At 37.4% G+C, this 22,303-nt stretch carries 18 protein-coding genes and 1 rRNA gene; 2 read left to right on the top strand and 17 right to left on the bottom strand.

Annotation, left to right across the window (positions count from 1 at the left end; genetic code table 11):
• The first annotated feature begins 20 nt into the window (after window positions 1–20).
• Both OCV82_RS12920 and OCV82_RS12915 read left to right on the top strand, forming a co-directional pair.
• Window positions 21–842 (top strand): glycogen/starch synthase, encoded by an 822-nt coding sequence (locus tag OCV82_RS12920; protein ID WP_154044777.1) that lies wholly within the window; start codon window positions 21–23, stop codon window positions 840–842.
• A gap of 71 nt (window positions 843–913) precedes the next feature.
• The gene (locus tag OCV82_RS12915) at window positions 914–2,287 is read left to right on the top strand and encodes a DUF4270 domain-containing protein (protein ID WP_154044776.1); all 1,374 of its coding nucleotides are present in this window, start codon (window positions 914–916) and stop codon (window positions 2,285–2,287) included.
• 193 nt (window positions 2,288–2,480) lie between these two features.
• Here the strand turns inward: OCV82_RS12915 and OCV82_RS12910 are convergent, their stop codons facing one another.
• The 17 genes from OCV82_RS12910 to rrf form a co-directional block, all read right to left on the bottom strand.
• Complete coding sequence (locus tag OCV82_RS12910; RefSeq protein ID WP_154044775.1) at window positions 2,481–3,878, bottom strand: glycoside hydrolase family 57 protein; 1,398 nt, start codon at window positions 3,876–3,878, stop codon at window positions 2,481–2,483.
• A 20-nt stretch (window positions 3,879–3,898) separates the two neighbouring features.
• Window positions 3,899–5,167 (bottom strand): glycosyltransferase family 4 protein, encoded by a 1,269-nt coding sequence (locus OCV82_RS12905; RefSeq protein WP_154044774.1) that lies wholly within the window; start codon window positions 5,165–5,167, stop codon window positions 3,899–3,901.
• Window positions 5,168–5,182: 15 nt separating this feature from the next.
• On the bottom strand, window positions 5,183–7,126 hold the full coding sequence (locus OCV82_RS12900) for a glycogen debranching enzyme N-terminal domain-containing protein (RefSeq protein WP_154044773.1): 1,944 nt from the start codon (window positions 7,124–7,126) through the stop codon (window positions 5,183–5,185).
• A 244-nt stretch (window positions 7,127–7,370) separates the two neighbouring features.
• Window positions 7,371–8,645, bottom strand: a complete 1,275-nt coding sequence (serS, locus tag OCV82_RS12895; protein WP_154044772.1) for a serine--tRNA ligase — start codon at window positions 8,643–8,645, stop codon at window positions 7,371–7,373.
• 89 nt (window positions 8,646–8,734) lie between these two features.
• Window positions 8,735–9,919, bottom strand: a complete 1,185-nt coding sequence (locus OCV82_RS12890) for an OprO/OprP family phosphate-selective porin (protein ID WP_154044771.1) — start codon at window positions 9,917–9,919, stop codon at window positions 8,735–8,737.
• An 89-nt stretch (window positions 9,920–10,008) separates the two neighbouring features.
• Complete coding sequence (locus tag OCV82_RS12885) at window positions 10,009–10,941, bottom strand: diacylglycerol/lipid kinase family protein (protein WP_154044770.1); 933 nt, start codon at window positions 10,939–10,941, stop codon at window positions 10,009–10,011.
• A gap of 49 nt (window positions 10,942–10,990) precedes the next feature.
• The gene (gene miaA / locus OCV82_RS12880) at window positions 10,991–11,917 is read right to left on the bottom strand and encodes a tRNA (adenosine(37)-N6)-dimethylallyltransferase MiaA (protein ID WP_154044769.1); all 927 of its coding nucleotides are present in this window, start codon (window positions 11,915–11,917) and stop codon (window positions 10,991–10,993) included.
• 177 nt (window positions 11,918–12,094) lie between these two features.
• A complete protein-coding gene (gene gap, locus OCV82_RS12875) occupies window positions 12,095–13,105 on the bottom strand; it encodes a type I glyceraldehyde-3-phosphate dehydrogenase (protein WP_154044768.1) in 1,011 nt (336 codons plus the stop codon).
• A 266-nt stretch (window positions 13,106–13,371) separates the two neighbouring features.
• Window positions 13,372–14,139 carry a TerB family tellurite resistance protein gene (locus OCV82_RS12870; protein ID WP_154044767.1) on the bottom strand — a complete coding sequence of 256 codons (768 nt, stop codon included), beginning with the start codon at window positions 14,137–14,139 and terminating at the stop codon, window positions 13,372–13,374.
• Between the two features lie 121 nt (window positions 14,140–14,260).
• Complete coding sequence (locus OCV82_RS12865) at window positions 14,261–14,725, bottom strand: V-type ATP synthase subunit K (protein ID WP_154044766.1); 465 nt, start codon at window positions 14,723–14,725, stop codon at window positions 14,261–14,263.
• A 53-nt stretch (window positions 14,726–14,778) separates the two neighbouring features.
• Complete coding sequence (locus OCV82_RS12860) at window positions 14,779–16,578, bottom strand: V-type ATP synthase subunit I (RefSeq protein WP_154044765.1); 1,800 nt, start codon at window positions 16,576–16,578, stop codon at window positions 14,779–14,781.
• Entirely contained in the window at window positions 16,575–17,180 is a 606-nt protein-coding gene (locus OCV82_RS12855; RefSeq protein ID WP_154044764.1) for a V-type ATP synthase subunit D, read from the bottom strand. The genes OCV82_RS12860 and OCV82_RS12855 overlap by 4 nt, the downstream gene beginning before the upstream one ends.
• A gap of 24 nt (window positions 17,181–17,204) precedes the next feature.
• Window positions 17,205–18,524, bottom strand: coding sequence for a V-type ATP synthase subunit B (locus OCV82_RS12850; protein WP_154044763.1), 1,320 nt, complete (start codon window positions 18,522–18,524; stop codon window positions 17,205–17,207).
• A 27-nt stretch (window positions 18,525–18,551) separates the two neighbouring features.
• Window positions 18,552–20,309 carry a V-type ATP synthase subunit A gene (locus OCV82_RS12845; RefSeq protein WP_154044762.1) on the bottom strand — a complete coding sequence of 586 codons (1,758 nt, stop codon included), beginning with the start codon at window positions 20,307–20,309 and terminating at the stop codon, window positions 18,552–18,554.
• A 15-nt stretch (window positions 20,310–20,324) separates the two neighbouring features.
• The gene (locus OCV82_RS12840) at window positions 20,325–21,164 is read right to left on the bottom strand and encodes a DUF2764 family protein (RefSeq protein WP_154044761.1); all 840 of its coding nucleotides are present in this window, start codon (window positions 21,162–21,164) and stop codon (window positions 20,325–20,327) included.
• A gap of 9 nt (window positions 21,165–21,173) precedes the next feature.
• A complete protein-coding gene (locus OCV82_RS12835) occupies window positions 21,174–21,764 on the bottom strand; it encodes a hypothetical protein (RefSeq protein ID WP_154044760.1) in 591 nt (196 codons plus the stop codon).
• Window positions 21,765–22,014: 250 nt separating this feature from the next.
• Window positions 22,015–22,124 (bottom strand): 5S ribosomal RNA (gene rrf / locus OCV82_RS12830).
• Window positions 22,125–22,303 lie beyond the last annotated feature (179 nt).

Raw genomic sequence — 22,303 nt, 5'->3', positions numbered from 1 at the left:
TTTGAGCATTTAATAATAACATGAGCGCTAAGAAAGTTTTATTCATTACACAAGAAATTACTCCTTACGTACCGGAAAGCGAATTGTCGCTTATCGGACAAAATCTTCCACAAGCAATTCAGGACAAAGGTCGTGAAATACGTACATTCATGCCTAAGTGGGGTATCATAAACGAACGTAGAAATCAGTTGCACGAAGTAATCCGCCTGTCTGGAATGAACTTGATAATAGACGATACAGACCATCCTCTTATAATTAAGGTGGCATCTGTTCAGGCTGCACGCAGACAGATATACTTCATTGATAACGACGATTATTTCCAGCACAGACTTATGACAACTGACGAAAACGGAAATGAATACGAAGACAATGGAGAAAGAGCTATCTTCTATGCAAGAGGAGTATTGGAGACTGTGAAAAAACTTCGCTGGTGTCCTGATGTAATACACTGCCATGGATGGATGAGTGCTGTAGTACCTTTATATATCAAGAAAGCATACTACGACGAACCTTCATTCCGCGACTCAAAAGTTGTATTCTCTATCTATGATGATGGTTTCAAATCAAATTTCGTGGAAAACTTCAACGAACAATTGAAGTTCAAAGAAATCACATCAGATGATTTGAAAATGATAAATAATCCGGTAAACTATAATGAATTGTGCAAACTTGCAATTGCATATTCTGACGGTGTTGTACAGAATGGCGAAAATGTAAACCCAGAGTTATTGGATTATGCTAGAAGCCTTAACATACCGGTTGTAGAAAATCAGCAAGGATTTGAAGCTTATGCTGACGCTTGCAACACACTGTATGATAAGGTACTGGAAGGTGTAGAATAATTAATTTACCATGAATCAATATGGATAAGTCTGTATTGATTCATTTTTATAACCAATATATTACATATAGTATGAAATTCAAGTTGTTAGCTGTATTTACATTTACAGCATTACTCTATAGCTGTGATGATTCCACTACAGGAGTCGGAGATTTTGTTTCGAATCTGGACAAGATAGAAGCTTTCTCTGATACGTATAAGGTTACTTCAAGAACACATAAACTGGATAAAGTATATTCACGTACAAACAAAGCCTATCTTGGGAAATACACAGATCCATACTTCGGACAGTATTCAGCAAATTTTATTACTCAAATAAACTGTCCAGAAAACTTCGAATTACCAGAAAAATTAAAAGAGATTACAAGTGCATCACTTGAATTATACTATACCGGTTTTTATGGAGACTCGTTAGCCACTCTCACTGTACAAGTAGATGAACTTGATAAAAAAATTACAGATGAAGATACAGATTTGTACTACACAGACTTTACTCCTGAAAAATATTACAATGAGAACTCTAATTGTATAGCCAAGAAATCATATGCAGCAGTAGATAAGTCTGTAAGTGATTCTATTAGAAACACAAGTGATTACTATCCTAGTATTAAAATAGATTTAGGAAAGGATTTTGGTAAAAGGATAGAAAATCTATACAGAAGCAACCCTGAATACTTCAAAGATGCATATTCTTTTATAAACAATGTATTAAAAGGCTTCTATGTACACACAACACAAGGTGACGGTTCTGTAGTATATATTAAAGATATATGGTTAAGGCTAAATATGAAATATGAAACAAAGAGCCAAACAACAGGAAATGATACTATTGTAGAAGGTAATACAGTGCTTGCAGCCAGTAAGGAAGTTTTAATGTCCACAAGACTTTACAATGCAGAAGAACAACTTGACAAACTAGTAAATGATAAAAAACATACATATCTGAAAACACCTGCCGGTCTATGTACTGAAATAACATTGCCTATTAATGAAATTTACGATACACACAAGGAAGATACTCTTAACTCTGTAACCCTTTCAATAAAGAAATACAGATATGCAGGAAATGAGAATTCCAATACTTTCACAATGGGAATTCCACAAAATGTCCTGATGGTAAGAAAAGGCGATATAGATACCTTCTTCGAACAAAACAAGACATACGACAACAAGACATCATTCCTGGGAACATATAGCAGTAATACTAACTCATATACGTTCTCAAAGCTTAATAGATTGATAAGCAATATATTCAGCGAAATCAGATCCGGAGAGGAATATACCGAAGACAGAGATAAAGTATTGCTGATACCTGTAACAACTGAAACAGATGCAGAAGGAAATATCATAGGCGTTTCGCATGATATGGAAGTGAACGCAGCAAAACTGTTCGGCGGAGAAGATGGTGAAGAACTCAATATAGAAATTGTATATACTAAACCGTAAAGTTATAACCACTTTACTAATTTTAAAAAGCATGTAACATGACAATTTAAATCACGTTACATGCTTTTTTTATTTCTATCAGTAAGACACATTTGAAATGTCAATAATAATAAGAATTAAATGAGCAATAATAAAAAGAAAAGGGTATGCCAGACGACATACCCTCATTACTAATTTATATTGGAAATATTTTTTATTCCTCTTTTGCTTTCTTGGCTGTTGCAGTTTTTGTAGCACGTTTGGCAGTAGAAGTTGTCTTCTTGGCAGGTGCCTTTTCTTCTTTTGCCAGTTTCTTTTCAGCGTCAGCCAATTTCTTTTTAAGTTTTGTAACCTCATCATTCAGCTGTACCAATTCTGCGCCCTGATTCTTGATAGTAGTAAGCAAAGAGCCAAGTTCTTCGTTCTCCATATCGACAGGATAAAGTGAATTGACACGTTTGATGAAATCGCCAAGGATATTCATATAGTTAGTGAAAGCGTCAAAAGGAGAATCATAGATTCCACGGTTAAAGGCAACTCCACTATCCTTAGTTGTCATGAAGCGGAAATTATTGCTGGCCTGCAGATAATCCCAATCCTGCTTGATTCTCTTGTCCTGACACAAATAAACTCTTTCTGCCACGCTGTACAACTTATTGAATGCTTCACGCTGCATTACGTTACCCAACCATGGACTGATGTCTCTTTCCTCGTCAACCCAAGACATTGGATAAGGAACATCCATAGCATCTACAGATTTCAGTTTTGACACAATTTCTGTAGGAGTAGAGAAAGTTATACCTTTCTGTTTAGCACAGATAGGAAGAGCCTTTATAAAGTCGAGGATATTTGAAGACAATGGCTGGAAATATCCAAGAGCAGACAATTCCATAAATATATTTATCACCTGCTCGCTTTCAGGCATAGAATCAATCCAGCCGATATATTTATCTGCAAACAGAGGATATTCGCTCCATTCACTGTTAGAGAAACGAAGACTTATATCATCTGAAAGCTTGAAATCTCTCATCAAAAGCTTCAAATTAGGATTCTCTACGCAATGATACAGGTAGTGAGGACTCTTCCATCCAAGAACATGTTTAGCTCCTTCTATAAGCATTCCCTTAAATCCCATATTGGCTACCATACCGCCAATCTCGTTGTCGTAAATCAAGCTTGAGTTACGGAATACTTTTGGTTCCTTGCCGAAATAGTCCTTGATTTTCTTGCGCATACGGGTAACTTCTTCTTTGAAGCAGTCTTCATTAGCCAATGAAGAAAGTCCGTGAGAATAAGGTTCGCACAAGAATTCACAACATCCAGTATTATTTAATTCATGCAACAATTCTATTACAGACGGTGCATAGATTTCCAATTGTTCAAGGGCAACGCCAGAAATGGAAAGAGCTACTTTAAATGCTCCTTCATTTTCTTTTGCCATCTGTATAAGGGTATTCAAAGCCGGAATGTAAGAACGTTCAGCAATTTCGTTAATACCCTGTTCGTTGGCAAAATCATCATAATAATAATGATCTGAGCCAATTTCAAAGAAACGGTAACGTTTCAAATGTATTATTTGATGAATCTCAAAATATAAACAGATTGTTTTCATATCAACTTAAGACTAATATTTTACTTATTATAATTTCTCAGAACATCTTCATACAAAGAACGAACTTTCAGACCAACTTTTTCCCAAGTGATTCCGTCAACTTCGGCCTTTCCTTCTTTCTGAAGATACTCAAACAGCGATTGATTTGTACATATTGAATATATGGCATCTGCCATAGCATGGATATCCCAATAGTCTGTCTTGATAACTTTACTTAGGATTTCTCCACAACCTGACTGCTTGGAAATAATAGAAGGTGTTCCACACTGCATAGCTTCCAATGGAGCAATACCGAAAGGTTCGGAAACTGAAGGCATAACAAAAACATCACTGTTCTTATAAACCTCATATACCTGTTTACCTTTCATAAATCCAGAGAAGTGGAAACGATCAGCAATACCTCGTTCTGCAACCAGATTAATCATGGCATTCAGCATATCTCCGGAACCTGCCATCACGAAACGGATGTTACGTGTACGTTTCAATACCATAGCTGCTGCTTCAACAAAATATTCCGGTCCTTTCTGCATTGTGATACGTCCAAGGAAAGTAACAATCTTTTCTTTAGAGTGATCCGGACGTGGTATATCCTGATATTCCTGCGACAATGGATAAACTGCATTATGTACCGCAAATACCTTTCTAGGATCCTGATGATACTCATTAATAACAGTACGACGAGTCAGCTCGGATACACACATGATACAGTCGGCATAATCCATACCGTTCTTTTCAATTGAATAAACAGTAGGATTTACTTTTCCGCGGGAACGGTCGAAATCTGTAGCATGAACATGAATACAGAGAGGCTTTCCGCTAACCATTTTTGCATGAACACCAGCCGGGTAAGTCAACCAGTCGTGAGCATGAATAATATCGAATTGCTGCTGTCTTGCAACAACACCTGCAATAATTGAGAAATTATTTATTTCGTCATGCAAATTTCCAGGATATCCGCCTGCAAACTCCATACATCCCAGATCGTTGACATTCATGTATGAGAAATCAGCATATATCTTATCGCGGTAAGCATAATATTCCTCAGGCGTCATTTTTGCATGCAGACGAGATTTAAGATAATCGTAATCCACATCACGCCATACTATAGGCACTTGGTTCATGCCAACTATTTTCAGGAATCCTTCCTCATCGCCAGTCGGTTTAGGCATACAAAACACTGTTTCTACATCGCCTTGTAAACTTAGCCCCTTGGTTATACCATAGGAAGCGACAGCAAGACCGCCGTATATTTTTGGAGGAAATTCCCAACCAAACATTAAAACTTTCATAAAACTCCTCCTTCTTTATTGATTCTCAAATTTATCCAACAAATACAAGCCACGAAGAATTTCCGCAACATTCATTGCAAATGATACTGCTCCCCTACCTTTGAAAGGTGGATTACCGTCAAACAACTCCGGAAGTGTTCCCAGACAGTGACATGTCATTTCATCCTCATAGCTAACAAACTGTCTCCACAAGAAAGAGATAGCGCTTCTCTTATAAATCTTCAGATAAGCTTCCATGTAGAAACCTTCAAGCCAAGGCCATGCTGTACCCTGATGGTATGCATAGTCTCTCTGCATCTGAGGTCCAACATAGTTAGGATTGTAGCCTCCACTTTTCGGGCTCAAAGAACGAAGACCTTTAGGAGTAAGCAATTCTTTTGTAACAATATCTATTACACCCTTTTTCTGTTTTGCGTCAAGTGGAGAATAATCGAATGCTGCCGCGAAAATCATGTTAGGACGAACACTCCAATCCATCATATCACCATCCACGAAATCCAACAGATAGCCATATTCATTCAAGAATGTGTCAATAAATGATTTTCCTGTTTTCTCAGCCAAAGATTTCAAACGATAAGAGAAGTCATTGTCACCGACTTCAGCCATAATATCTGCTGTGAAACACAATGCGTTATACCAAAGAGAATTGAATTCTACTATATATCCTGTTCTTCCCACTACAGGACGACCGTTAACAGTTGAGTTCATCCACGTAATAGCATTGTCTCTACCGTTTGCATATACCAATCCGTTATCTCTTACTTCAAGATTAGGATGTCTGCCATCAAGCAAATATGTCATTATATCTTTCAACAGCCCTAGATACTTTTCTTTAGCAGCATCTCTTGAAACCATCTTAGCATATTGCTGTATTGTCCAGACAGCCCATAGAAGAACATCAGGATGATAAATCTCATAAACTTTCAATGTAGATTTCTCGCCATTCATAAATGAATAGATGGCTTTTATGGCTGTCTCCATTATCATCTCAAATTTTGAGACTTCTCCAATGGACAATGTAAGACCTGGCAATGAAACAAACATATCTCTGGCACGGCACTTGAACCAAGGATAACCTGCCAATATATATGATTCACTATCCTGTTTATTCAAGAATTGGTGGGCTGCATTGATAAGACAGTTTTTGAAGTCTTTTCTAGGAGTTCTCTGTTCTGCCTCATCTGCAAACAACTGATTCAGTTTAGATGTATCTACAGAAGAAATACCACCGGAGAATGTAACACTTTCTCCCTTACTGATTTTAAATTCAAAATAGCCAGGAACATAAAGATCTTCATTGAAATCATAGCCACGTTCCTGTTCCTTTGGATATTCTATACCTCTGTACCAATCCGGCAGGAAATGGAATTCGTTTTCCTTACTGAACTGCATATACAATTCAGGATAACCAGGATACATACGTGTCTTGATTCCGTTGTCTATCACATCATATTCCCTACTAGCCTGAGAATTCTCATGAGTGTATTCTCTTACACTTCTGAAAGCCAAATAAGGACGTAATCTTAATATTGTTTCAGAATGTGCATCAACCAAAGTATATCTTATCAGAATACGGTTTTCATGATGAACGAAGACCTTTTCTTTCTTCAAGATAACTCCACCTACACGATACCATGTTGTTGGAACTTTTTCACACTCATATTCACGGATATATTTATGACCGCGCGGACTAAAATTATCTCCATGATACTTATGGAGTCCCAGGTTAAATTCAGCACCATGCTGTATTACTGTCTCATCCATTGCCGACAACAGTACATGGTTTTCGTCATCCAATTCAGGAACAGGAATAACTAACAGTCCATGATACTTGCGAGTATTACAATCTACTATTGTAGAACAATGGTAAGCCCCGGAACGATTTGTACGAAGAATCTCACGCGGTAAAGATTCTTCCAAATTCGTCATAAGAGTTTTATCAAAACGTAAATAACTCATAGATGTTATATTAAGGTTATTAAATAGTTCAATAAATATGTTATAAATCTCACCCCAAAATTAGTAATTAAAAAATCAAATCAAAACGTAAAACACGTTTTTTTTCAAAAATAGTTACTTTTTTCCAGCAAATAAAAAATCATTACTGAAATACTTGTTATAAATATGTTAACGGGCATATTTATTGCAAGTTTTACTATAAAAAAAATCCCGGATTAACCGGGATTTTATCGTGTTTTATATTTTAATCTATTATATCGAAACCGCAATACGGAACCAACGCTTTTGGTATTCTAATACCCTCAGGAGTTTGATTGTTTTCCAGCAAGGCTGCAACGATTCTTGGTAAAGCTAGAGCCGAGCCATTCAATGTATGGCAAAGTTCAGTTTTCTTGTCTGCATTTCTAAATCTACATTTCAAACGGTTTGCCTGATAAGTATCAAAATTAGATACAGAACTTACTTCCAACCATCTTTGCTGTGCTTCTGAATATACTTCGAAGTCATAACATATTGCAGCTGTAAAACTCATATCACCACCGCAAAGACGAAGTATTCTGTATGGAAGTTCCAACTTCTTCAACAATCCTTCTACGTGATCCAACATTTCCTGATGAGACTGTTTTGAATGCTCAGGTTTGTCTATTCTTACCAACTCTACTTTAGAGAATTCATGCAAACGGTTCAAACCACGAACATCCTTACCGTATGAACCAGCTTCGCGACGGAAACATTGAGTATATGCACAATTCTTGATAGGCAACTGTTTTTCATCAAGGATTACATCTCTGTAGATATTTGTAACAGGAACTTCAGCTGTAGGTATCAGATACAAATCATCAAGATTGCAATGATACATCTGACCTTCTTTATCTGGCAACTGACCTGTACCATAACCAGAAGCAGCATTTACAACTGTAGGAGGCATGATTTCTTCATATCCTGAAGCGCGTGCTTCATCAAGGAAGAAGTTAATAAGGGCTCTCTGCAATCTGGCACCCTTTCCTTTATAAACAGGGAAACCAGCACCTGTAATCTTTACGCCTAGATCGAAATCTATCAAATCATACTTCTTGGCAAGTTCCCAATGTGGCAACGCATTCTTTGGAAGCTCAGTTTCCATACCACCATGCTTTACAACCACATTATCTTCTGCACATGAACCTTCTGGCACTTCATCGTAAGGAACATTAGGAATAGTATATAATATTTCCTGCATTTCTTCAGATGCCTTATCCATTTCAGCTTGCAATGTCTTGCTTGCTTCCTTGAACTCGGCAACCTTATTCTTTGCAGCTTCAGCTTCTTCTTTCTTGCCTTCTTTCATCAGCATTCCAATACTCTTTGAAAGAGAATTTACCTCAGCAAGATTTCTATCCAATTGATTCTGAGCGTTACGTCTTCTATCGTTGCATTCCAAAACTTTTGCTATCGCTTCTTTTGCATTTGCAAAGTGTTTCTTTTCAAGTCCACGAATTACCTTATCGGTATCTTCTGTAATTTGTTTAATAGTGAGCATATTATTTTTCTTTTATAATCGTTCCAAATAAAAAGATATGCAAAGATATATTTTTTTTATCAATTAAACAGATAGAGAAAACTTTTTAATCAGAAAACAGGCAAAGTATATACTAATCCTAAAGAAATGCGTTGCTGATTATAGCTATTTGCTCCATACTTTCTTGCAATATCTGTCAGATGAGTGTTTTTGTGAAGCAAATGGAGATATACAATCAGTTCACTGTCGGACATAGGATAATACTCCGCACAGAACTGTACATTCCATGTTCTTCTGTAGTTGCCTGACTGAAATTCTTCTGACGACTTATAAACATTACCAAGTTCGTATGCTCCTTTTATATATAGATTAAGATGAGGAGAAACCCTATAATCCAAATTGGCAATGGTTGTAAAATATTCTACATTTTTTGCCGTAATTACATTGTTTCCATCAACATCATATGACGATGTTATTAGACCTTTGGAATCAAGTCCTTCACGTGAATACATAAAATCAATATAACCTAAGAAAGGCTTTTTATCCCATACATTACCACATGTAAAATAAAATATGTTCTTACCTTTTGCCAATTGACCATATGACAATGAATATCGCAACTGCATAGCTCTGTCAACAAAATATCCATCCCAATTTACGGTTCCCAGCATAGGTATTTTAGAATCCTCCACATCATCCGGCAAAGAATACATAAACTGGTCATTTATTGTTGAATTCCTGTTGTTGGTAAGCTGGAAATTCATAACCTGATTTTCATTTATATTATATGCCATATTCAATCCCACCTGGTAGGCTGGTATCGTATTATTAAAGTCGGAATAATGTCTCACTTTAATAGCATTAACCCAACATTCATATCCACTGAACTGTACAGGCTGTTTTCCGGCAGTCAATCCCCATTTGTCATTCAACTGCCATCCTACCATTGCCAATTCAACAGAGCCGGCAAGATTATCCAACGGAATATTCGGATTGGTGTACTTATTAAAAGATTGTCTGAAATGATAAGAAAACTTGTCTCTGAATGCTCCTAAAACCTCAAGTCGTACTCTATGTACCTTAAAGGCCATATTATCAAAGTCTCCATTATTAAATGAAGCATCTGCAGCAGTACAAAACTGAATATTCATGTTCGCCCAGTCAATATCACGCTTGCCGTCAGTAATACGTTGAAGCATTGTTTTTTCATCCGCAGGAACTAATGACAAATCCTGAGCACTAACACTAAAACCATTCAAAAATAAAATAAAAACTAAAGCTAAAACAAAAACCATCTTTGAGAATAACACTTTATATATAATTATCAATTATAACTATTTAACAATGTAACTATAATAAAAGTTCATTACTAAATGCATTATAATCAACGTGGAATGATAAGAGTGAGAGCTTCAGGCAATACTGTCACTTCAAACGGATAATATTTTTCTGTCCACAATCTACCATCAATACTGACTTCGGCATTTCTGGCACGTAACACTTTTACAGACTTCGTTCTATATGACTTAACCGTCTTATGATTTAATATTCTTCCCTGCTGAAGCATCCACAATCCGGAAATCAACTCCCTTAACTGCGGCCTATATATCACTGACACATCAAGCCATCCGTTATAAGGAACAGCACTTGGAGTAAGTCCATAGCCTCTGCAACTGCCTATTCCGACAGCCATTATCCTTCCTCTGATATGTTCGTTGTTAAGTTTCAAATGCATTCTGTGCAGTTTGCGTTCGAAAGCGACCAAAACCAATGACGACAAATACGAAATAAAAGGTATTCCCCAGAACCTTTTTGTTTCATTTGTTATCATAACAATCTTGGCTCCAAGCCCCATATACACAGCATTAAGAAAATACCTGCAATTTTGCTCATCACCATTATAGAAACTGAAAACTCCAACATCAACCTTTCTCAGACGTCTGTTGATTAACACATCAACAGCCCCTTTAAAATCATCGGAATCAAGCCCCCAATATTTGGCAAAATCGTTTCCTATTCCATTAGGTATTATACCAAAGGCTATTTCATGCTTTTCTTCTATATCCGATTGCATGATTCCGTTTACGGCATCATTTATTGCTCCATCACCTCCCACTACCACAATGGTTTTATATCCATTGTTAGCCAAAGTTCTGGCAAGCCTTTCAACCGAACCAAATCCTTCAGACTGTACATAATCATATTTTACATTCTGACTATCCATGTACTCGCGAATTTTCGCCCATCTTTTCTGCGCTTTTCTGCTTCCCGCTTTAGGATTATATATAATACCCCATCTGTTAGGTTCTACTGCCATAATACTAAAATTTTGATTACACAACAATCGAATAATATTTCCTTAGCTGTCAATAATTATCAGTTTTATTAATGAGATTCAATATTACATCTACCTTACGTTCCAGACTCCATTCTGCATTTATCCAGTTAATAGAGAATCCCCTTCTCTCCATTCCTCTAAACCAAGTCATCTGTCGTTTGGCAAACTGATGTATTGCTATTTCAAGTTGAGAACACATATCCTCATAGCTCAACTTACCTGTGACGTATAAGGTCAGATATTTATACTCCAATCCATAATATATAAGATCATCAGCCGATATACCGGAATTCAACAAGCCCCGAACTTCATCTATCATTCCTTCTTCCAATCTTTGACGAAGGCGCCTTGAAATTTTTTCACGTCTTAATTCCCTATCTATGTCAACACCTATTATTATGCTTTTATAATCAGGAAAAGGTCTCTCATCAACTTTATTATTCAGATAATACTCTTCTATTTCTATCGCCCTAATAGCACGTTTTGCGGTATCGACATCAGTGGAATTGTGCAATTTTTTATATTTTGAAAGGATTTCCGTCAGTTCCTCAAGAGACTTGCATGACAAACTGTCCCTCAACTCTTTATTCTCAGGCACAGGAACAAGTCTGTATCCTTTTAGTACAGACTCTATATACATTCCGGTTCCTCCACATAAAATGGCTTCTTTATTCCTCGATTTTATATTTTTGTACGCATCTAGGAAATCTCTTTGAAATTCAAATACATTATATTTATAACCCGGATCAACAATATCTATCAAATGATAAGGAACATGATAACCGTCAACTACATAATCTTTGAGATCCTTTCCTGTTCCCAAATCCATTCCACGATACACCTGTCTGCTATCTCCACTTATAATTTCGGCATCAATAGCCTTCGCCAAAGATGCAGCCAAAACAGTTTTACCTGAAGCCGTAGGCCCCAATATGGTTATAAAATCATATCCCATAAAAATATTTCATCTAACGTATAACTATTATATTTACAAAGATAGTTTTTTTTAGTAAATATCAGTACAACAGTATTAAATGATTTATTAATATGCAAAATAAATTATATTATTTATAAAACGAATAAAGCCGCCTTGAAAAACAAGACGGCTTTAAATATATGGTTTTGTTACTGATTAGCAGTTTACAGAAGCCATGTGAGCGATCAAATCCAATACTTTGTTAGAGTAACCGATTTCGTTGTCATACCAAGAAACAACTTTAACGAAAGTATCAGTCAAAGCGATACCAGCTTTAGCATCGAAGATTGAAGTGTGAGTGTCACCCAAGAAGTCAGAAGAAACAACTGCATCTTCAGTGTAACCAAGGATACCCTTCAATTCGCCTTCAGAAGCTTCCTTCATTGCAGCGCAGATTTCGTCATATTTAGCTGGTTTAGCCAAGTTAACTGTCAAGTCAACTACAGATACGTCCAAAGTAGGAACACGCATTGACATACCAGTCAATTTACCGTTCAATTCAGGGATAACTTTACCTACAGCTTTAGCAGCACCAGTTGAAGAAGGGATGATGTTACCAGAAGCAGCACGACCACCTCTCCAGTCTTTCATAGAAGGACCGTCAACTGTTTTCTGAGTAGCAGTTGTAGAGTGAACTGTAGTCATCAAACCGTCAGTGATTCCCCATTTGTCGTTCAAAACCTTAGCGATAGGAGCCAAGCAGTTAGTAGTACAAGAAGCGTTAGAAACGAACTGAGTACCTTTAACATATGTTTTTTCGTTTACACCGCAAACGAACATTGGAGTATCGTCTTTAGAAGGAGCTGACATAACTACATATTTAGCACCAGCTTCGATGTGAGCCTGAGCTTTTTCTTTAGTCAAGAACAAACCAGTAGATTCTACTACGTATTCAGCACCTACTTCGTTCCATGCCAATTCTTTAGGATCTTTGCAAGCTGTTACACGGATTTCATTGCCATTAACAATCAACTTGCTGTTTTCAACGTCAGCAACTATAGTACCGTCGAACTGTCCGTGCATTGTATCATATTTCAACATGTAAGCCAAGTAATCTACTGGACACAAGTCGTTAATACCTACGATCTGGATATCGTTTCTCTTCTGAGCTGCACGGAATACGAAACGGCCGATACGACCGAAACCGTTAATACCTACTTTAATCATTTTGTTTAAATTTTTAATGGTTTTATAATAAAGTTTGAAAACTGTTCGATATAATCAATCATATCATTCGATATAATTAATCTCAAGTTTTACGATGCAAAAGTAATGATTTCTTTTAAATCTCAATACTCGCACTATTCTTTTTTCGTAAAAAAAACACTTATTCGATAAACTTCCAAGCACTTTATTTTATATATATTACATATAACACAGTTTTTGCTATCTGTACTATACAAAATAGAACTTTTATAAAGCACGATTATTTTTTATCTCATTCCCCTAGCCTTGTATATACGTTCTTTTGCATTATTGATATCCTGGAATTTTTCTTCTGCAGCTTTTCTTATGTCTTCTCCTAAAGTTGCCACCCTATCCGGATGATGCTTAAGAGCCATTTTCTTATAAGCCGCACGCACTTCTTCATCTGTTGCATCCGGAGAAATTTCCAGAACCTTGTATGCTTCGTCCAAAGACTTGCCCCTCATGTTTAACATCGACTCAACTTCCTGCTGTGACATTCCCATTGCCAGGGCGACTTCCTTGAGTGCATCTATTTCTTCTTTACATACATTTCCGTCGCTCTGGGCTATCTGAGTTAAGAAGCGTAACAACTGAAGACGTTCCTCATACGACATGTTTGACGCAATCTGCGCCCCACATTCATGAATAGTGTTTTTAAAAGCCATTGGATTTGACTTATCCATCTGCTTTCTCTGTTCAAACAAGTTCAGAAGTATCTGTTCACCTTCAGAAACGGCAATCTCACCGAAATTATTCCTTAGGAACTGTCTCACAAATTCCATTTCGCTATGCATTATTCTTCCATCGGCACGTATTATATATGATGCCATAACAAGCATAGAAAACAGGAAGCTGTTTCTCTGTCCAGCATATTCATTCTGGCTGTCTGAGCCTTCTATAGTATTTTCATTTGCATTATCAAATAATGATCCGATGGCAAAACCTGCCAAAGCACCCAAAGGACCCATGGTAACAAAACCCATAAGGCCACCTATCCATTTTCCATATCCCATATTATTCTATATTTTTACATTACGTGACAAAGTTATAAAAAAACTTCATATCCACAATAACATAAAAAAGCTGCCCCAATCAGATTGAGACAGCTTTCAGTCTAAATATTATATTTATATATTAAGCTGTGATAGCAGAACCCATCAAGAATGTAGCAGCAAGTGCAACGATAGCATACAATTCTGGGAATACGGCAAGAATCAATGTATTACCAAACACATTGTGTCCCTGACCAATAGCTGCTATACCATTAGCACAAACCTGTCCCTGACGGATTGCAGAGAAAAGGGCAACCAATCCAAGACCAATACCAGAACCAAGCACTGCACAAGCCTGAAGAGTAGTGATTTCAGGAGTAAGTACTCCGAAGATATTCTGGAACATAAAGTAGCCAGCAAAACCATAAAGTCCCTGAGTACCTGGAAGCGCTGTCAACACAAGGAAGTTACCAAAAGCACTGTCATTCTTTTTAAGTGCTCCGATAGATGCATTACCAGCTATTGTTACTCCGTATGCACTACCGATACCAGACAAACCAACCATAACAGCTATGCCAATATAGGCAATCAAAAAATTCATTTCCATAATTCTAAAGTTTTTTATTATTATTTTTTCAGTTTATATACACGAAATACATTTTATTTTTTTAATGGAGAGTATTCCTTTCCTCCACCTTCATAACCTGAGTTCTTGAAAAACTCAACGAAAGTCAAACGCATAGGATGAACCATTGCACCAAGAACATTCATAAAGATATTGATTGAATGTCCGATGACAAATATAAGCACCATAACTATAGGGCCTGCTATTATATTGTCAGGACTCATACCTGCTGCAAGACTATTGAATACGCTTGCCAAAATACCTCCTGACAATCCCAATGCAAACAGACGAACATATGACAATATATCACCTAACAATCCGGTTGCCATATTATAACTGTCCCAAAGTCCAAGACCGATATTTACGAAAACATTCTTACCTGGACTATTGTAAAGATAAGCCATAAGTAATCCTGCTATCACAAACACCATGTGTACTGTTCCACCCATTTCCATTGCACCGGCAAATGCTATTGCAGAACTAAGGATCACAAATATCCATCCTATTGTTCCCACAGCATACTTAAATCCGAGCTGTATAGTCTGGTTAACAGCTTTCAGCATCATTCCGAAAATTATCTGAACTCCACCCAGGATAAGAGACAGATTAAACATCTGCTGATTATCCAGTGAAATAGCTTCCTTCATCTTCTGTAGGAAAGGCACCTGGATATCATAAATATTAAATCCGAAACATGTTCCTGTAAGCAGACCGCATACCATTGTAGAAGCTCCAAGGATTTGCACCAATGTAAGTATTGGTTTCATGCCCGAACTTATATTCTTAGCCATCAGCCTATATATAGTAACTGCAAACACCATAAACGCACCGTATCCTGTATCTCCAAGACACAAGCCGAAAAACAGCATGAAGAAAGGTGCAAAGAATGGAGTTAGATCAAGTTCATTATATTTAGGCAACATATACAGCCTTATGATAGGTTCGAACAACCGTGAGAACTTATCGTTTTTAAACAATATAGGCACATTATCTTCAGGTGCAGGGTTGGAAATCTCATAATAAGCTCCTTGATTATCCATGAAAGACTTAACATCTTCACTTTTAACTTCAGGAACCCAACCTTCCAATAATACCAGCTTATTGTCGGCCAAGGAATCTCCGGTCAATACAACCTTTGAGAATTCTATTTCAGAATAGACCTTCCTTTGAGCTACTTCAAGGTCTGCAATAGATGTTCTTGTCAAATCCTTGATGCTTTCATCCACTTTGTTTATATCTTTTTCAAGATTCTCAACAGAAGCCTTCAAGCCACTCAAAGATTTATCCGGCAATTTTGCATATTCCACCTCAAGTTCAGGAACATCTTTTTCTGATGTTATAGTTACAAAATAAACTTTCGAACCTATTTTGTTTATAACTGTTGCATTATATGCCTGAATCCATTCATCTTTGAATTGTTTTTCAGAGCATATATAGAAATTCACTACATAACCGGCATTCCCAAGACGTTCAATATTACCAGAGTCGAAATCTCCCCATGGTTCTAACGAAACAATTTCCTTTTCAAGCGCCTGTTTCTTGTGAACCAGCTGTTGCTGATCAGCCTGCAGTTCAGACAATACCTCTAGAGTTTTTTCTCCTTTAGCAGCATCACCTTCATGCTTATCTGCTACAACATTCATTCCCTGAAGGTATTTTATCGCAGCAGCATATTTTGCAGCCAATCGGATACGATCCTGAAGTTCCTGATTTTCTGCCGCTCCCTGTGATTTCGTAAAAATATGAACTACACCAAGTTCACGCAGTTTTTCCAGAAACTGTTCGTACTCCTTATAATATATAAGGAAAGTCAGCTTTTTCATTTTAGCAATCATTCCTCAGCCTCCTTTCTCTTTTCCTGGATAGACTTCAGAATCTTCTGTGATGACTTCGACAGATTTTCCTCATCTTCCATGAAACGTTTAATTTTTCTCAATGCGTCCTGATATCCAGGGATCTGTACCTTCTCAAACAGGTTTACCTTTTGAGTAGTTTTTTTACGCGCATGTTCCAGCAAGCCCAATTTGGCGAGTGTAAATTCTCTCTCAATGGCAGTTTGCGCCAAAGTCTTCAATATATGAAGTCCGTCAGCATACCATTTAGGAGCAGAGAACATACTGAATTTACGGATATCGAAGTCCACCTCTTCAAGTAGCGGAACCCTGACACCTGCAATCTTTCTAACGCCCAAATGAACATCCTTCACTTTTATCAATGAAGCATCAAATTCATTCCAGAGTGCGAACATGGCTTCATACGCCTGAATCTGACTTTCAAGACGTTCCTCCAGTTCCACAGCTTCAGTTTTGCAACGTTTCACCTCAAGTCGCAACGCACTTTCCTTATTCTTTATTATAGGAAGCGTACGAACTCGAACCTTCAGTTGCTTTTCCAACTGCTGTAGCGAGGTTTTGTTATATTGAAATTTAATAGCCATTTCTCTGTTTTTTATTGAATTTGATTACTTCTTCCAATACTGATCAACAAATTCCTTCTTAATATTAACCTCTTCAGGCTTGAAATACTTGCTGAACAATCCCCAAGTAACATCAAGCATTTCTGTTGTATTGAGGTTGACGTCAATAGCAAGAAGCTGATTTGCATAATCCTTAGCGAAAGCCAATGTACGTTCGTCGTAGTTTGTAAGGTCGAAACCGTTTTCCATTTTTGTCTTGGCATTTGCTGCATCGGCATACAGACGTACGGCAGCGTTCATAACCTGCGGATGGTCTTTACGTGTTTTCTTACCGCTAACCAACTGTTTCAAACGTGAAAGTGAACGGAACGGATCGACAATAACCTTACCTATATCGCTATCACGACGCAGGAACAACTGTCCTTCTGTGATATAACCAGTATTATCAGGTACTGCATGAGTGATATCTCCACCAGAAAGTGTAGTCACCGCGATAATGGTTATAGAACCACCGCTAGGGAACTGTACAGCCTTTTCATAAATCTTGGCAAGGTCTGAGTACAAAGAACCTGGCATTGAGTCTTTAGATGGAATCTGGTCCATACGGTTTGACACGATAGCCAATGCGTCGGCATACGAAGTCATATCTGTAAGCAGAACCAAAACTTTCTGATTATGCTCTACTGCAAAATATTCCGCAGCTGTCAATGCCATATCAGGAATAAGCAATCGTTCTACAGGAGGGTTCTCGGTAGTATTTACGAAACTGATGATACGGTCCAACGCACCAGCGTTAGAGAACACATTCTTGAAGTAAAGGTAGTCATCATTAGTCATACCCATACCGCCAAGGATAATTTTATCTGTCTCGGCACGAAGAGCCACATTAGCCATCACCTGGTTAAACGGCTGGTCCGGATCGGCAAAGAACGGAATCTTCTGTCCTGACACCAATGTATTGTTCAAGTCAATACCCGCAATACCTGTAGCAATAAGTTCAGATGGCTGTTTACGGCGTACCGGGTTCACAGAAGGACCACCGATTTCCACTTCTACACCCTCAACCTCAGGACCGCCATCAATAGGATCACCGAACGCATTGAAGAAACGTCCCGCCAACTGTTCGCTAACCTTCAGTGTAGGCGATTTTCCTAAGAAAACCACTTCTGCATTTGTCGGAATACCTTCAGTACCCTCAAACACCTGCAGCGTAACATCATCTCCGGCAATCTTTACAACCTGTGCAAGTTTGCCGTTAACCATAGCCAGTTCGTCATACCCCACTCCTTTAGCTTTCAGTGAGCAGGTAGCTTTAGTTATCTGGCCTATTTTGGTATATATTTTTTGAAATGCTTTTGTTGCCATTTTATGATTCTTAGTTAATGAAATAAATTATTCAGCACGTCTTTCGGCAATAAGCTCCTGTAACTGTTTTCCAAATTCCACGTATTCGGCAGATTTATATTTGGAATAGTTCATTTGCTTGCAGATATTAATCATCTTCTTGAAGTATTCCATAACCTCTACAAAGTTATCGAATTTGAATTCTGTATGGCAAACATCTATTACCATATTTACAATTTCCTCCTGGCGTTCCATAGGAGTAACAGAATCCACTTCATCGAATGCATCCTGCTGAAGAATTACAAAGTCAATAAGTTCAGACTTCCAAAAGATAACATGATATTCTACAGGCACACCATCATCACCAAGGATATTGATCTGTTCTGCGATTTCCTTACCTCTCAGCAGTCTGGTCTTCAATTCATTGACCTTTCCTATCCATTCTCTATTAATACGTTCTGCAATATAATTCTCGAATTCCGGATATTCCAGATATTTTGAATAAGAATCAATAGGATTAACAGCAGGATAACGTTTACGGTCGGCACGTTCCTGTTCCAACGCATAGAAACAGCGTGCAACTTTCTTAGTATTCTCTGTTACAGGTTCCTTCAGGTTACCTCCGGCAGGTGATACAGTACCGATAAATGTGATAGAACCAGTAGCACCGTTATTCAGATAAACATAACCTGCACGTCCGTAGAAGTTTGAGATAATAGCCGAGATATCCATAGGGAATGCATCAGGTCCAGGCAATTCTTCCATACGGTTAGACATTTCACGCAGTGCCTGAGCCCAACGAGAAGTAGAGTCTGCCATAAGAAGAACCTTAAGTCCCTGTGCACGATAGAATTCAGCCATAGTCATAGCTGTATATACAGAAGCTTCACGTGCAGCCACAGGCATGTTTGATGTATTAGCAACAATAATAGTACGTTCCATCAATTTTCTGCCGGTATGCGGGTCAACTAGTTCAGGGAATTCAGTAAAGATTTCCACAACCTCGTTTGCACGTTCACCACAGGCTGCAATGATAACAATATCAGCTTCAGCCTGCTTTGAAATGGCATGCTGCAACACTGTCTTACCAGTACCGAAAGGACCAGGGATAAATCCTGTACCACCTTCCACTATAGGATTCACAGTATCAATAACACGTACTCCTGTTTCAAGCAAACGGAATGGACGTGGTTTTTCCTTGTAATTTGTCATAGCCTTCTTTACAGGCCATTTCTGAATCATATTTACTGGAATATCATTTCCTTCCTTATCAGTAAGAACTGCTACAGTATCTTCTATAGTATATTCACCCTCCGAAACTATAGATTTTACTTTATATGTTCCTGTCAACTGGAAAGGAACCATGATTTTCAATGGTTGATGGTTTTCCTCTACTTCTCCAAGCCAAGCCGAAGGTCCAACTTCATCTCCAGCCTTAACAATTGGTTTGAAAAGCCATTTAGCTTCTTTGTCCAAAGGATAAGTATATTGTCCGCGTTTCAGGAAAACGCCATCCATCTTATCTAGGTCATTCTGTAAGCCATCATAGTTTTTCGACAGCATACCAGGTCCTAAAGTTACCTCAAGCATATGGCCGGTAAATTCAGCTTCAGCACCAACCTTCAATCCACGTGTACTTTCGAATACCTGTACATAAACATTGGTTCCTACCACTTTAATAACCTCGGCCATAAGACGGTCACCACCTGTAGAAATGTAACAGATTTCATTCTGTGCCACCGGACCATCTACAGTTAGAGTCACCATATTGGCAATAACTCCAATAACACTACCTTTTGTTGCCATTTTATTATATTTAAACTAATTTCTAAACTCCTCAGGTATCTGAACATCATCCTTCAAAGCCTTGATCATAGCTCTGAATAATTCATTACCTTTATCTTTATCCAATGATATCCATCTTTCTATCATTTCAAGCTGTAATAAGAAAACAAATAAACGTTCTACAGTGAAATAATTAAAAAAAGACTCAGTTTCCAGCCAATCCCATTTCAGTTGGTCTGTTTTCTTTTCCCTTTCTACCAAATCATCTATTTCAGCTATTCTCTGAATACTTTCCAAATATGTCAAAGTTTCTCCCAATCCAAAATCTCTGGCATTGGATACACGCAAAAGCTCACATACTTCTGTATCACCAACTATGGCCGAAGCTACATCCAACTTATATTTACGTGCGGAAATTGCAGTTTGGATATTATTCAGATTAAGATTAAACTCAAACCATGAAGAAACAAATCTATTCCTACTTTTCATTGCATAGGAATAATATTCAGATGCCAATATATCACCGGCTCTATACTCATCTTCTGGAGAAAGAGTCAAATATTCAGAAATGAATTTACCAAAATAAGATGGGAACTTTTTATCGGGAATATCTCCCTCTTTTACTGTATCTATCAATGTAAGAAGTTCCTCAGTACTAAAAATTCCAGATGTACTTACAGTATATTCCTTGTCTTTCAATAGATGTAAAAGGTTATCATTATCAAATTTAAGATAAAACAAATCTATTACTTTTTTATCTTTATCCGACAAATCAGGGTATATTTCCGACTTAAAACTATCAACCGTATAACTCAGCTTGCCATCTTCCAATGATATATCAGGCAATCCGGCTACTAGATAATAATAAGCATCCATAATCCTATTTTAAAACAACATTTGTACTAGCTGTGGACGTAAGAAATCCTTAAAGTAGTTTTCAAACTCTTCCTCACCAAAATTAACCTTATATGAACCGTCAGCAGGAGAAATTGTAAAAAGAACTTTCGAACCATTTACATTTTCTATCTTAACTCCTTTATCAAGCAGATCCTTAGCATTTTTTGAAAAATACTTCTTTAAGTTCTCTGCATCAGCCACTGATATAACAACAGGTTCATTTTCTACCCATTGTTTGGCCAGATTTACAATAAACATGTTAAGATAATCCTTTTCTGCTGTGAAATTTTTCACTGCTTCGGATACTGTTTGGTTAGTAAGCAGATTAGTCACTTCAGTTTTCAAAGCATTTAATGCCTGACCGGCAAAGAGTTTTAATTCCGACTTTGTGTTTTCCTTTAGTTCATCAGCCGATTTCTTAGCCATACTAATAATCTCATCAGCCTGCTTCTGGGCTTCTTCAATCATCTTCTCAGCTTTTTTCTGAGCCTCACTGATAAGTCGCTGTGCTTCTTCGTTTCCTTTTTCCACACCTTCGCGATATATCTTATCGGTAAGTTCTTGAATTTTATTTTCCATAATTATATTAGTAAATAAATTGTTTTTATTTATAACCAAGGTATAAATAAGATTTCTAAGGTCAGAATCTTATTTAGCGGCTCAAATATAAGAAATAAGGATGAAGAAAACGAATTTAAAATCGATGATTTTATACAAGATTATCAATATTAAACATTAGATTAACATCAGGTCTGTAAATACATTACATAATAGTGTATAAACGCAAAAAATCCCCGAAGTATCTCTACCTCGAGGATCTCTCTTTCTAAGACGGCGACTACCTACTCTCCCACAATATGCAGTACCATCGGCGTGACGAAGCTTAACTTCTCTGTTCGGAATGGGAAGAGGTGGAACCTTCGTGCTATAGTCACCTGAATTTCTTTATCTTCATTATGACTCAACATGAATCAACAAACTGAAAAGCCTAATCTGTCTCAAAACTAATTCTGTTTAAGGCTAAACGTATATAACATCCTTAACGTGTCACGTGACAATGAAAGTTGACGGGCAATTAGTAATGCTCGGCTTTGCTGTCTCCAGCTTTACACCTGCAT

The sequence above is a fragment of the Bacteroides cellulolyticus genome, from assembly GCF_025567135.1.
GTDB classification, from domain to species: domain Bacteria; phylum Bacteroidota; class Bacteroidia; order Bacteroidales; family Bacteroidaceae; genus Phocaeicola; species Phocaeicola cellulolyticus.
This window is presented reverse-complemented; position numbering and strand designations above follow the sequence as displayed.